Source organism: Mesorhizobium sp. M0491 (genome assembly GCF_040321265.1).
In the GTDB taxonomy this organism is placed as follows: domain Bacteria; phylum Pseudomonadota; class Alphaproteobacteria; order Rhizobiales; family Rhizobiaceae; genus Mesorhizobium.
Window position 1 is genome coordinate 75,179 of record NZ_JAMYRE010000005.1, and the last position, 12,924, is coordinate 88,102.

Below are 12,924 nucleotides of genomic sequence, written 5' to 3' on the forward strand. Positions count from 1 at the left end.
GGTTTCACGCGTTCAGCCGGCCGCTTCATGGATGGCGACAGCGCGAGCCGGGAAGCCGGATCCGGCCTTTGGCTTTGGCCAGCTTGCCATTATCAACGCGCCGGCGTCAGGCACCTTGTCGAGATTGGCCAGGAGCTCGATCTGCCAGCAGTCGCGGGACAGCACATAGTATTCCAGGCTTGCGTCACCCGCGGAAGTGGCGCGGCCGGGATCGGTGTCCATGCCCTCGTGCCCGATGGCAGCGACACCGCGGCGTTCCAAAAGTTCCTCCAGCACCGGCTTCGACCAGCCCGGCGCATGCGAGATACCGTCGGCCGACTTGTTCTGAAACGCCACGGGGTCTGGCCAGCGCGGCCACCACCCGGTGCGAAGCGCGACAAAACACTTTTCCGGGATACGGCCGTTCCGTGTCTCCCAGGCGGAAATGTCGTCGAGCGTCGGCGTCGCGTCGGGATCGGCGGCGACCCTGTCGCTGATGTCGAGGATGACCAACGGCAGAAGCATCTCCGCCACCGACAGTTGGTCGATCGAGCGGCCGCCGTCGATGAAGTGCACCGGCGGATCGACATGGGTGCCCCACTGTCCGACGAAGGCGTAGTGGTGGACCTGGAAGGCGTCGCCCTTCGAAAAATCGAGCAACGCACGGCGCTCCTCGTCCGGGAAGGCCGGGAAGTGCGGCTGGCCCGGATGAAACGCATGCGTCAGGTCGGTGAAGGTCGCGGCGGAGAGCCGCGACCTGTAGATGTCCCAAAGGGAACCCGGAGTGGACAAGATCACGGCTCCGCGACGAAGGTCGGTGCCGCTTCACTTGCAAGGACAAGCTTGCCGTCCTTGACACCGATGACCGAGACCGATTTGTCCGGCACCGAAATGCCCGGGCGGTAGGTGATCGTTCCGGTCACGCCGTCGAGCCCGGACGTAGCGGCCAGCGCGTCACGGATCTTGGCCGGATCCGGCGCACCGGCACGCTTGATCGCGTCGGTCATCAGCTTGACCGAATCGTAGCCGAGCGCAGCGAACGCGTTCTCCGGGGCATTGCCGGCCGACTTGGTGTAGGCGTCGATGAAGGCCTGCACCTTCGGGGTGGCGCCCTCACCGATATAGGCATGGGTGGTGAAGTAGGTGTCCTTGGCCGCGTCGCCGCCGACCTGGATCAGCAAGGGCGTGTCGTAACCGTCGCCGCCGACCACCGGCAGGTTGATGCCGGCCTGGCGCATCTGCTTCAAGATCAGGCCGATTTCCTCGGCATTCGACGAGGCATAGACGAAGTCGGGCTGCGGTGACAGCGCCTTCAGTTTGGCGATCTGCGCGGTAAAGGTCTTGTCGCCGATCTTGTAGGTGTCGCGCTCCAAGATCTTGCCCCCGCCATGCTCGTAGGCGGTGACGAAGTAGTCCGACAGCAGCGTTGTGTATTCGGTGCCGATGTCGGTCAGCAGGTAGGCGGTCTTGCCGTTCAGCTTGTTCAGCGCAAATTCCGCGCCAACCGCAGCCTGAACGTTGTCGCCGAAGGCGGCGAGGAAGATCTCGTTGCCGAGCTGGCTCGGCAATTTCGGCGAGGTCGCGCCGGGCGTGATGAACGGGATCTGCGCCTTCTGGACCTGCGGTCCGATGGCCAGCACCGAATCGGAATCGGCGAAGCCGATGATGCCGACGACCTTGTCGCTGTCGATCAACTGGCTGGCGACGGTCGAGATCGTCGTCGAATCGCTCTTGGAGTCGTAGATCACCAGTTCTATCTGTTGGCCGAGCACGCCGCCGGCGGCGTTGATTTCGCTTGCCGCCAGCTTGGCGCCATTCAGCATCGGACCGTCGAGCGAGGCCTGAATGCCGGTCAGGTTTGCCGGATAGCCGATCTTGATCGTGTCGGCAGCAAGTGCCGTGCTGGCCGAGGCAAGCGCGAAGAATGCGCCCAGTCCTAGGCCGATGGTGTCGCGTCGAGTGAGTTTGATCATCGTTTTCGTTCCTCTGTCTGGTTCACCGTTGCCGATCTTTGGGTTAATCCGAACGTAAGTTCCCGGTCCCCCATGATCCCCTTCGGCCGGAAGATCATGACTAGAATGAAGATGAAGCCAAGCACGATCTGGCTGGCGCCAAACAGGGCCGGCACCGCGAAATCGCCGATCGTGAAGCCGCGTTCGACCGAGCGCAGGACCTCCGACAACAGCGAAACGCAGATGACGCCAACCACCGCGCCGGTCAGGGAGCCCATGCCGCCTAGCACCAGCATTGTGATCAGGCTCATGGTCAGCGCGAAGTAGAAGGTGTTCGGCGAAAACGAGCCGAGATAATGTGCGTAGAGCGACCCGCCGACGCCTGAGAAGAACGCGCCGATGACGAAGGCGATCAGTCTGGTCCGCAACACGCCGATGCCGACAGCGCTGGCCGCGATTGTGTCGTCGCGCACCGCCTTCATGGCGCGCCCGAAAGGCGAATAGACCAGGCGCGCCAGAACGAACACCGTGATGGCGAGCCAACCCATCACCCAGGGCAACGTCGTCTCCAGCGGCACACCGGTGAAAGTGCGGGCGCCTCGGGTGAAATCCGACGCATTGATCAGCACCACGTTGACGATAATCAAGAATCCCATCGTCGCCACCGAAACGAAATAGCCCGACAGGCGCATCAAGGGATAACCGACGACCACGGCAAGCAGCGCCGTCAGAAGACCTGCCACCAGCGTCGCCGGCAGGAAGGGGAGGCTGAAAGCATGCAGAAACGCCGGCAGATGCGGCAGCAGTGCCATCTTCTGCTGTACGGGAATCGACAGTATCCCCGATATATACGCGCCGGCGCCGATGAAGCCGACATGACCGAGCGAAAACACGCCCGTAAAACCGTTGCTCAGCGACAGCGCCAGCACCAGGATTGCATTCAGCGCGATCAGCAGGATAATCCGGACGAAATAGTCGCTCAGCACGTGCGGTGCACCGAAAGCGACAGCTGCTCCCGCCACCAGGGCGACGAGGACGAGGAGTGTGATCCGCGCTTCCCGGCTCACAGCTTTATCTCCCGGTTTGGCTGGAGCAGCCCGCCCGGGCGCACCAGGAGAAAGGCGATCAGCACGGCGAAGACGATTGCGTCGCGATAGGACGAGACGCTGCTCGGCAGGAATGCGACGATGAATATCTCCAGCGCGCCCAATATGTAGCCGCCCACCAGGGCGCCCGCGATCGACCCGAAGCCGCCGATGATCGCCGCCACGAAAGCCTTCAGGAGCGGCGTGAAGCCCATCTGCGGCTGCACCACGCCGGCCTGTGCCGCCCACAAAATGCCGGCGAGGCCGGCATAGGCGGATGCGACGATGAAGGCGACGATGATCAGCCGGTTGACGTTCAGACCGACAAGGTGTGCCGCCGACATGTCCTCGGCTGCGGCGCGCATGCCGAGCCCGGTCGTGGTGCGCGTGATGAACCAGCCGAGGAGCAGCAGCGACACGAAGGTCAACGCGATGGTCAGGAGATTGATGCTGGTGAAGGTGATGGCGCCGTTCGACATTTCCCAGGAGGTGTTGAGAATATCGGGGAGTGGAAAATTGCGCGGCGAGGAGGTGAACACCAGGATGCCGACGTTCTCGATGATGTAGGTGACGGCGAGGCTGGTGAGCAGTCGTGCGACGTCGGGCGCGTCGCGGATCGGACGATAGGCGATGCGTTCGATGAGGAAGCCCGCGACGGCCGCCGCGGCGATGCCGCAGATCACGGCGACAGGGAACGGAACGCCGATCCCTGCCAGCAGAGCTACCCCGAATGCGCCTACCATCATTACGTCGCCATGCGCGAAATTGGTGAGCTTGAGGACGCCGAAGACGATCGACAGGCCGACCGACACCAGCGCGTAGAGGCTGCCGAGGCTCACCGCGTTGACGATCTGCTGCAGGATATAGTCCAGCTGGGTCATGTTGCCGCCCCGAGATATGCCTGCGCCACGCGTTCGCTGTCGCGCAGTTCCGCGGACCGGCCCGACAGCGCCACCTGACCCGTGCGCAGCACATAGGCACGGTCGGCGAGGTCCAGCGCGAGCGTGATGTTCTGTTCCACCAGCAGCATCGTCATGCCCTGGCGCTTCAGTTCGGCAAGCGCGCTGAAGATGTGGCGCACCAGCAGCGGCGCAACGCCGAGCGAAGGCTCGTCGAGCAGCAGCAGGCGCGGCGCCGCCATCAGCGCGCGCGCCAGAGCAAGCTGCTGCTGTTCGCCGCCCGACAGCGTGCCGGCCAGTTGCTTCAGCCGCTGCTTGAGAACCGGGAACAGCATGAACATGCGCTCGCTATCTCTGACGACGGCCTCCTTGTCGGTGCGGGTGCAGGCGCCGAGCCGCAGATTGTCGGCCACCGTCAGGCCGCCGAACAGGCGCCTGCCCTCCGGGCTCTGCGCGATGCCCAGAGTTACGATGCGCGACGGAGCGACACCTCCAATCGGCTTGCCATCGAAGATGATCTTGCCGCCGCGCGGCCGCGACAGGCCGGAAATGGTGCGCAAGGTCGTGCTCTTGCCGGCGCCGTTGGCCCCCACCAACGCCACCACCTCGCCGGCATGGACGTCGAGCGAAATGCCCTTCAGCGCACGCACCGCGCCGAAATTGACCTCGAGGTTCTCGACGCTGAGCAGAACGGGGCTAGGCGTGGCCAAGATACGCCTCCCGCACTTTCGGGTGTTCGCGTACCTGCTCCGGTGTTCCGACGCAGATCACCTCGCCGGTCGCCAGCACCTGGATGCGTTCGCACAGCGCCATGATCAGGTCCATGTCGTGCTCGACAACGACCACCGTTACGCCGTAGCGGTCACGGATCGTCCGAATCAGCGCCGCCAACACCTTGGTCTCGTTGGAATCAAGCCCGGCTGCGGGCTCATCGAGCAGCAGCAACTGCGGGCCGGTCGCCAACGCACGCGCAATCTCCAGCCGCCGCTGATCGCCGTAGGGAAGATCCGCGGCGACCCTGCCGGCCTGATCTGTCAGGCCCATGAGGTCGAGGAGTTCGTCGGCCTGCTGCCGCGTCGCGGCCACCCGCTCGCGATAGCGCTGACCGCGCAGCACGGTATCGGCGGGCCCGACAGGATGGCGCAGCTGCGCCGCCGTCAGCACGTTCTGTGCGACGCTGAGGCTGCCGAATAGGCGAGAACCCTGGAAGGTGCGGGCGATGCCCATCGCGACGATCTGCGATGTGCGCAGGCCGACGATCGAACGGCCCTCCATCTCGATGCTACCGGAATTCGGCTGGGAGAAGCCGGTGATCAGGTTGAAAAGCGTGCTCTTGCCCGAGCCATTCGGCCCGATTACCCCAACGATTTCACCTTCGTGCAGCTCGATGGAATGATCCCGCAGGGCAACCAGCCCTCGAAAGGCTTTTGTCAGCCCAACCGTCTTCAACAGCACTCGACTCGACTGTCTATCCACGCGCCGGTTTGCCCCTGTCCGCCCTCGCCGCCCCGTTCGGCCCGGTCAAGCATCAAATGGACAATTCGAACGGCAAGATGTCAAGGCCTATTCCTAGCAGGAAAGCTATATGCCTGCCTTGGCTCGACCGTTGCCGCGACAGCACCGGCATCGATGCAGCGCTGCGCTACCGAACTGGGTTTCCTGGCTTGCAGTCCAGCGCCGGCGCTGGCTTCTCGAGCCTCCGCGCATACTGCGCGGGCGGAAGGCACGTGACGAAAAAGATCAGCGCGACCGGCCCGTAACCTTGGCCGTCCTCGGACCGCGCTTCTGCTAGCTTGTTATCTGCTCGGCGACAGCTTCTTCGAGGCCGGCTGCGGCCTGGGCGGCGAGACCGCGCGCCGCCGCCTGTGAATCATAAAATTCCTCGAGCGCATGAACCGTGCCCCTCCGCAGCGTGAACACGTGAAGACCACGGTTGATGTAGGACGTATCACCGTTGAGCAGGGTTGCGGTGCCATCCCACTGGGCAAACACGGTGGCATGCCACGGCCAGCCCTTCACCCAGACGTGGTTGACCGTTGAGATGGAGAGCGGGCAGAACACGGCCGAGGCGCTCGAACCACCGGCGCAGGGCTTGCTTGTCGTGGCGCTCCCCACCAAGCGCGTGGGCGCCACCAACCCGGTGATGGACATGCGGCGCGATGGCCTTCACCGCCGCGTCCCAGCGATGGTTGTTGACGTCGTCGAAGCTCTGCCGGATCGATTTCTCGACAATATAGCTGTAAAGCATGTGACCTCTCCAGGCTCATTGGGATGGCGTGACCGGACGCGAGAGCCCCGGCCAGCATCGCGGCCGCGGCTTGCGTCAGGTCAGGGCGTTGTCGCATCGGCTCGCAGGGATATGTCCGTCTCGGTCGAGACCGTCACCTCGCTGCCGGACCTTGAGAAGGCGTAGAGCGAGCCGGGGTGGCCCGGTATGGAAAACGCCACGGCGTCACTGTTGGCGAGGCCCATGACGAACCGCAGCGGATCACCCCCGGTCTTCGGTACGAAAGTGGCGGTGACCTCAAGCAGGTCGCCGCGCGGAACGTAGTAGGCCACCATGTCCAGGTGTCCCTGGTGCAGGCTGCCGCCTTCGATCGGGCGTCCGATGGTGGCTTCCTCGGCGAGAGCCGGGGTTGCAAGAAACAGCGCCGCCAGGAGCGAGGCGCTCAGCGTTTTGCGGATCATCTCATTTGTCCTTTTTTTAGATTGCGTTCACCCTCTATATAGGGTATGGATTACGAATGCAATCTAAAAAAGGAGATGACGATGCGTGTGAGTCGCACTCAGGCCGCGGAAAACCGCGAGACCGTGATCAATGTGGCAAGCCGGCTTTTTCGGGAGCGCGGCTTTGACGGCATCGGCCTCAAGGATCTGATGAAGGGTGCCGGGCTGACCCAGGGTGCCTTTTACAAGCAATTCGAGTCGAAGGACGATCTGGCGGCGCTGGCGTCCAGGCGGGCGATGGAAAGCGCCACCCACAAATGGTCGGCCGCGACCGCAGCACATCCTGGGAACCCGCTCGACGGGGTGATCTCATTCTACCTCAGCATGGACCATCGCAGGGAAAAGATGGACGGCTGCCCGGTCGTTGCGCTCGGTTCGGATGCAGCCAGGCAGGGTGCCGAGGTGAAGGCGTCATTCGAAGACGGCATCAAGGCGTACCTTGAGATGCTCGGCGGTTGGGTTGGCGAGGGCGACAGCGAAAAGAGCGGAAAAAAGGCAATGGCCGTTCTCTCGACGATGGTCGGCGCGGTCGTGCTCTCGCGGGTCGTCAACGATCCCGACCTTGCGCGGGCTTTTCTGGATGCGGCGGCCGATCAGGTTCGCGAAGCAGTCGCCACTTGAACGGCGCGAGCAGCGCCGCCGGCACACCAAGGACAGGAGAGCAGATGCAACGGATTGTCGTCACGGGCATGGGAGCGGTCACGCCCCTGGCCGCCAATGTCGAAGCGTCCTGGTCACGCCTGCTTGCCGGCCGGTCCGGCGTTCGCAGGCTTCCGGACGATGTGGTGGGAGAGCTGCCGGTTAAGATTGGCGGCGTGGTTCCCTCCCTGGGCGAAGATCCGGAGGCTGGTTTCGATGCCGATGCCGTCCTGTCCGCGAAGGATCAGCGCAAGGTGGACCGGTTCATTCTGTTTGCGTTGGCGGCGGCGGAAGAGGCGCTTGCGCAGGCGCAATGGAAGCCTGCCCTGGAAACGGAGCGCCTGCGCACGGCCACGATCATCGCTTCAGGAGTCGGCGGGTTCCCCGCCATCACCGAGGCGGTGCGCACGGTGGACCTGCGTGGCGCCCGCCGCCTGTCTCCCTTTACGGTGCCGTCCTTCCTGGTGAACCTCGCGGCGGGCCACATCTCGATCCGTCATGGTTTCAAAGGTCCACTCGGCGCACCGGTGACGGCATGCGCGGCGGGCATCCAGGCGATCGGCGACGCCGCCCGCCTGATCCGCGCCAACGAAGCCGACATCGCCGTGTGCGGCGGAACGGAAGCGTGCATCAACACCGTCAGTCTCGGCGGGTTCGCCGCGGCTCGCTCTCTTTCAACCGGCTTTAATTGGGCGCCGGCTCAAGCCTCGCGCCCTTTCGACACATCGCGGGACGGCTTCGTCATGGGCGAAGGGGCCGGCGTGCTGGTCATCGAGGCGTTGGACCACGCGTTGGCGCGCGGCGCAAAGCCGCTGGCTGAGTTCGTCGGCTACGGCACGACCGCGGATGCCCACCACGTCACCTCCGGGCCGGAGGACGGCGACGGCGCGCGCCGGGCCATGCAGATCGCGATTGCCCAGGCAGGGATTTCGCCACGCGAGGTTCGTCATCTCAATGCGCATGCGACCTCCACGTCAGTCGGCGACCTGGGTGAGATCGAAGCGATCAAGAGCGTGTTCGGGCGCGATTTCGCGATAGCTGTCAGTGCGACGAAATCGGCGACCGGACATTTGCTCGGAGCGGCCGGCGGGCTTGGTGCGATCTTCGCAATCCTGGCGCTCAGGGATCAGGTCGCTCCGCCAACCCTCAACCTGGGCGAGGCCGATCCGGCCGGCGACGGAATCGACTTCGTCGCAAACGCGCCCCGGCCGATGGAGATGGAGTACGCGATCTCCAATGGCTTCGGCTTTGGCGGCGTGAATGCCAGCGCCCTGTTCAGACGCTGGAACTAACCTGTGGCCAGACGCGAGCGCCAGACGCAGTCATGACCAACGCCCTTTGCCCCGGCCCCTCATGCTTTTCCCAATCCAATCCAACGCAAAGAAGGATATGATTTCCATGAACAAGACCAATCCTGGCGTCGCTCTGGTGACAGGGGCATCTTCCGGCATCGGGCGCGCTACCGCCGACGCCTTGCTGGGCGCCGGCTTTCGCGTCTTCGGAACCAGCCGTCGCACGGCCTCCCAGCAATCCGCCGGCGTGACCATGCTGACCTGCGACGTGACCGACGACGCGTCCGTTGCGACAATGGTCGATGACGTTCTGGCCAAGGCCGGACGCATCGACCTGCTTGTCAACAATGCCGGTATGGGCCTGTTTGGCGGCGCGGAGGAGTCCTCGACCGCCCAGGCCAAGGCGCTGTTCGACGTGAACGTCTTCGGCGTCTTGCGCGTGACCAACGCGGTGCTGCCGGCAATGCGAAGCCAAGGGAAGGGCAGAATCGTGAATTTGAGTTCGGTGCAGGGGTTCATCCCCGCTCCCTATTTCGCGCTTTACTCAGCGACCAAACATGCCATCGAGGGGTATTCCGAGTCGCTCGATCACGAATTGCGCCCGTTCGGCATCCGCGTTTCGCTGGTGGAGCCCGCCTATACCCGAACGGCATTCGAGGACAATCTTGCCGCCCCCGACCGGTCGCTCGAAATCTACGACGCCGCGCGCGCCGGGATGACTGTATCCGTGCGGAAATCGATGGAGAAAGGCGATGCGCCCGAAGTGGTCGCCAACACCGTTTTGGCCGCGGCGACAGATCCCGCGCCGAAGAAGCGCTATGCGGCGGGAAAAATGGCGCGCCAGGTCAGTTTCCTGCGCCGTTTCGTCCCCGCGTCCGCATTCGACAAGAGCCTGCGCAAGCAGCTTGGGCTGCCGGCCTGAAGTCGAGCGCTGCCTTGGCGCGTCAGCGAGCAGCCGCCTGTTTCTCGAGCCTGCGGGCGTATTGCGTCAGCGGAAAGCACATGACGAAGAAGATCAGCGCCACCAGCCCGTAGACCTTGAACGGTTCGAAGGTCGCATTGTTGATGGCGTTGGAGGTCCGCACCAGTTCCTCGAAGCCGATGATCGAGGTCAGCGCGGTCGATTTGATCAGCTGAACCAGGAAGCCGACGGTGGGTGCGCGGGTGATCGAAAAGGCCTGCGGCAGGATGATCAGCCTCAGCTCCTGCAGATAGTGCAGGCCAAGGCTGGCGCCGGCGTCCCATTGGCCGAGGGGTAGCGCCGCGACGCCCGAGCGCCAGATCTCGGCGAGATAGGCGCTGGCGAAGAAGGTGAGGCCGAGCGCCGCCGCCGTCCACGGTTCGATGCGCAGGCCGAGCATCGGCAGGCCGAAGAACATCAGGAACAGCTGCATCAAGAGCGGCGTTCCCTGGAACAGGGCGATGTAGCCGGAAGCAACACGCCTGCTCCACTTGTTCTTGGCGATCCTGAAGAACAGCACGACCAGGCCGACGATGCCGCCGCCGATGAAGGCGGCCAGCGATAGCAGCACCGTCCAGCGGGCGGCGAGCAGCAGGTTGCGTACGATGTCCCAGAAGGTGAACTCGATCATGACACGCCGGCTCCGAGCGCACGGCGTCCGCCTGACACCAGCAGCCGGCGCAAGGCCATCGACAGAGCAAGATAGACCAGCGTCACGACGAAATAGGTCTCGAAAGAGCGGAAGGTGCGCGCCTGCAGCATATCGGCCTCGTAGGTCAGTTCACGCACGGCGATCTGCGACACCACGGCCGACTCCAGCATCATGATGACGATCTGGCTGGTCAGGGCGGGATAGATGATCTTGAGTGCCTGCGGCAGCACGATCTTGATGAAGACCTGGCGTGGCCGCAAGCCCAATGCGAGCGCTGCTTCCGTCTGCCCGCCAGGCACGGCGTCAAGCCCGGCGCCGACGATCTCGATGGTGTAGGCCGCCATGTTGAGCGTCATTGCCAGCATGGCGGCCAGGAGCGGGTCGAGCCGGATGCCGAGGCTGGGCAGCCCGAAGAAGATGAAAAACAGCTGCACCAGGAACGGCGTGTTGCGCATCACCTCGACGTAACAGGCGATTGCCCGCTTGAGCAGAACCGGGCCGTTTCGTCGCCCCGCGGCACCCAGGATGCTGAGCAGCGTTCCGGCAAGCGTGGTCACGGCGATCAGCAGGATCGTCGTGGCCGCGCCGTGCGCGATGTCGCCCAGAGCATCCGGGAGCCAGGCAAAGGCCACGGAAACTCAATCCTTGAGGTTTTCGGGATTGAGCGGCGTCTTCAGCCAGGCTTTCGAGCTTTCGTCCAGCTTGCCGTCGGCCAGCATCTTGGCGACCGCATCGTTGACGGCCTTCTTCAGGCCGTCCTCGTTCTTGTTGAGGCCGATATGCGAAGGCGAGGTCAGAAGCTGGAACTTCTGCTCCGGCTTCAGCGCATCCTGCTTGGCCAGCACCTGCGCGCCGACATCGTTGCCGACGACCATCAGCTGCGTCTGGCCGGAGATGAAGGCCTGGATCACCGAATTGTAGTTGTCGAAGCGCTTGATGTCGGCCGACGCCGGTGCTGCCTCGGTGAGCGAGGTGTCTTCCAGCGTGCCACGATTGACGGCGATCGACTTGTCGGCGAGGTCTTCCTTGCCCTTGACCGTCAGTGCCGCCGGACCGATCACGGCGATGTAGTAGGGCGCGTAGGCGGCGGCGAAGTCGATGACCTGTTCGCGTTCCTTCGAGTAGCCGACGCTCATCAGGATGTCGACGCGCTTGTCGTTCAGATACGGGATGCGGTTCTGGCCGGTGACGGCGACGGGATTGAGCTTCACCTTGAGCGTGTCGGCAATGTATTGCGCGACGTCCATGTCATAGCCCTTGAGGCTCATATCGGCGCTGGCCGAGGAGAAGGGCGGAAAGTCGGCGAAGACGCCGACATTGATGGTGCCGGCCTTGGTGATGTCCGCCAGTGCATCGGCGCTGGCGGCCTGAATCGACAGGCCGAAGCCGGCCGTGCCGAGCATCAGCACGGCGGCGATGGCTGAAAATGTCTTGCGGATTGTCATTTTTTTTATTCCCCTCTGGAAGCTTGTTTGTTGGATAGGGCCGCCGGCTCCAGCGCGGCGGCCGCCTTTGCTTTTCTGAAATTCAGGCGCCCTTGCCTGTGATCGCCGGGCTGAACACCATCAGGCTCAGGATCTCGAACAGAACCTGTGCCGCGGCGTGCGCCGTGTTGGTGGTCGAGTCGTATTGCGGTGCCACCTCGACGACGTCGCCGCCGACGATGTTGAGACCTTTGAGGCCGCGCAGCAGTTCGAGCACCTCGCGTGTCGTCAGCCCGCCGACTTCCGGCGTGCCGGTGCCCGGCGCGAAGGCCGGATCGACGCTGTCGATGTCGAAGGAGACATAGGTCGGGCCGTCGCCGACTATTCTGCGCGCCTTCTCGATGATGGCCGAAATGCCGAGACCGGTCACCTCCTCGGCATGCACCACGGTCATGCCGGACTCGTAGGTGAATTCCCACAGATATTCGGCCGAGCCGCGGATGCCGATCTGGATCGTGCGCGTCGGGTCGAGCACGCCGTCAAGCACCGCGTTGCGGAACGGGCCGCCATGGTGGAACTTGGTCATGTCGAACAGGCCACTGGTGTCGCAGTGGGCGTCGATATGGATCAACCCGACCGGAGCTTTCTTCCCGACGGCCTTCAGGACCGGATGGCTGATCGAATGGTCGCCGCCGATCGAAAGCGGGATGACGCCGGCATCGACGATCTGGTTGGTGCGGCGCTCGATATCCTCATGGCTGGTCTCCAGCCGGTAGCGGCTGCGGAACGGCGTGTCGCCGATGTCGGCGACCCGGAGCTCATGTGTGGGCGCGCATTCCAGCACGTGGTTGTAAGGGCCGATGCGCTCGATGGCACGCAGCGCTCGCGGCCCGAAGCGCGAGCCTGGTCTGTTGGTGACGCCGAGATCCATCGGCACTCCGGTCATCGCTACCTGAAGGTCGCCGAAATCCGGATTGTCGGCCGATATTTCCCGGTAGGGCGCGGCGAGGAAGGTCGGGATGCCTGAATAGGGCGCCAGCCGCGTGCCGCTTTTGGAGAAGATCTTGTCGGCGACCTTGCGGAATTTCGGGTCGAACATCTCGCCGCCATGGCTTTCACCATATTTGCGACGCAATGCGTCGAGCTTGCCGCGATCGTATCCCATGTCCGCTCCTCCTGGGCTGATACAGTGCCGACGCGGGTGACGCCTGCGAACCGACCGTCATCCGGCCGGGCCGCTGTCCCGCTGGCTGCCTGCAGATTTCACGTCTTGATGCTGTTCCAGGCCAGTGTCTGGCAGCGGCATTGAAAAAT

Annotated in this window: 15 protein-coding genes; 3 read left to right on the top strand and 12 right to left on the bottom strand. The window is 63.9% G+C overall.

Annotated elements, in window-relative coordinates:
- Positions 1-12: 12 nt before the first annotated feature.
- The 8 genes from NKI69_RS07655 to NKI69_RS07690 all read right to left on the bottom strand — a co-directional run bounded on the left by NKI69_RS07655 (position 13) and on the right by NKI69_RS07690 (position 6,603).
- Positions 13-771, bottom strand: coding sequence for a cyclase family protein (locus NKI69_RS07655; RefSeq protein WP_023810714.1), 759 nt, complete (start codon positions 769-771; stop codon positions 13-15).
- 2 nt (positions 772-773) lie between these two features.
- The gene (locus NKI69_RS07660) at positions 774-1,952 is read right to left on the bottom strand and encodes an ABC transporter substrate-binding protein (RefSeq protein ID WP_023810715.1); all 1,179 of its coding nucleotides are present in this window, start codon (positions 1,950-1,952) and stop codon (positions 774-776) included.
- The gene (locus NKI69_RS07665; RefSeq protein ID WP_023810716.1) at positions 1,949-2,998 is read right to left on the bottom strand and encodes a branched-chain amino acid ABC transporter permease; all 1,050 of its coding nucleotides are present in this window, start codon (positions 2,996-2,998) and stop codon (positions 1,949-1,951) included. The genes NKI69_RS07660 and NKI69_RS07665 overlap by 4 nt, the downstream gene beginning before the upstream one ends.
- Positions 2,995-3,897, bottom strand: a complete 903-nt coding sequence (locus NKI69_RS07670; protein ID WP_352720814.1) for a branched-chain amino acid ABC transporter permease — start codon at positions 3,895-3,897, stop codon at positions 2,995-2,997. The genes NKI69_RS07665 and NKI69_RS07670 overlap by 4 nt, the downstream gene beginning before the upstream one ends.
- Entirely contained in the window at positions 3,894-4,625 is a 732-nt protein-coding gene (locus tag NKI69_RS07675; protein WP_352720816.1) for an ABC transporter ATP-binding protein, read from the bottom strand. Before NKI69_RS07675 ends, NKI69_RS07670 begins: the two co-directional genes overlap by 4 nt.
- Positions 4,612-5,370, bottom strand: a complete 759-nt coding sequence (locus tag NKI69_RS07680) for an ABC transporter ATP-binding protein (RefSeq protein ID WP_352720818.1) — start codon at positions 5,368-5,370, stop codon at positions 4,612-4,614. The genes NKI69_RS07675 and NKI69_RS07680 overlap by 14 nt, the downstream gene beginning before the upstream one ends.
- A 493-nt stretch (positions 5,371-5,863) precedes the next feature.
- On the bottom strand, positions 5,864-6,163 hold the full coding sequence (locus NKI69_RS07685) for a nuclear transport factor 2 family protein (RefSeq protein ID WP_352720820.1): 300 nt from the start codon (positions 6,161-6,163) through the stop codon (positions 5,864-5,866).
- Between the two features lie 80 nt (positions 6,164-6,243).
- Positions 6,244-6,603 (bottom strand): hypothetical protein, encoded by a 360-nt coding sequence (locus NKI69_RS07690; protein WP_352720822.1) that lies wholly within the window; start codon positions 6,601-6,603, stop codon positions 6,244-6,246.
- Positions 6,604-6,684: 81 nt separating this feature from the next.
- Between NKI69_RS07690 and NKI69_RS07695 the strand changes: the two genes are divergently transcribed.
- The 3 genes from NKI69_RS07695 (at position 6,685) to NKI69_RS07705 (ending at position 9,495) form a co-directional block, all read left to right on the top strand.
- Entirely contained in the window at positions 6,685-7,263 is a 579-nt protein-coding gene (locus NKI69_RS07695) for a TetR/AcrR family transcriptional regulator (protein WP_127297537.1), read from the top strand.
- 44 nt (positions 7,264-7,307) lie between these two features.
- A complete protein-coding gene (gene fabF / locus NKI69_RS07700; protein ID WP_128304214.1) occupies positions 7,308-8,573 on the top strand; it encodes a beta-ketoacyl-ACP synthase II in 1,266 nt (421 codons plus the stop codon).
- Positions 8,574-8,679: 106 nt separating this feature from the next.
- Complete coding sequence (locus NKI69_RS07705) at positions 8,680-9,495, top strand: oxidoreductase (protein WP_352720824.1); 816 nt, start codon at positions 8,680-8,682, stop codon at positions 9,493-9,495.
- Positions 9,496-9,517: 22 nt separating this feature from the next.
- Here NKI69_RS07705 and NKI69_RS07710 read toward each other — a convergent pair whose 3' ends face one another.
- The 4 genes from NKI69_RS07710 to speB all read right to left on the bottom strand — a co-directional run bounded on the left by NKI69_RS07710 (position 9,518) and on the right by speB (position 12,775).
- Positions 9,518-10,165, bottom strand: coding sequence for an amino acid ABC transporter permease (locus NKI69_RS07710; protein ID WP_128304213.1), 648 nt, complete (start codon positions 10,163-10,165; stop codon positions 9,518-9,520).
- The gene (locus NKI69_RS07715) at positions 10,162-10,818 is read right to left on the bottom strand and encodes an amino acid ABC transporter permease (protein WP_023810724.1); all 657 of its coding nucleotides are present in this window, start codon (positions 10,816-10,818) and stop codon (positions 10,162-10,164) included. The genes NKI69_RS07710 and NKI69_RS07715 overlap by 4 nt, the downstream gene beginning before the upstream one ends.
- A gap of 6 nt (positions 10,819-10,824) precedes the next feature.
- The gene (locus NKI69_RS07720) at positions 10,825-11,631 is read right to left on the bottom strand and encodes a transporter substrate-binding domain-containing protein (RefSeq protein WP_023810725.1); all 807 of its coding nucleotides are present in this window, start codon (positions 11,629-11,631) and stop codon (positions 10,825-10,827) included.
- A gap of 82 nt (positions 11,632-11,713) precedes the next feature.
- Positions 11,714-12,775, bottom strand: a complete 1,062-nt coding sequence (gene speB / locus NKI69_RS07725; RefSeq protein WP_352720826.1) for an agmatinase — start codon at positions 12,773-12,775, stop codon at positions 11,714-11,716.
- Between the last annotated feature and the right edge of the window lie 149 nt (positions 12,776-12,924).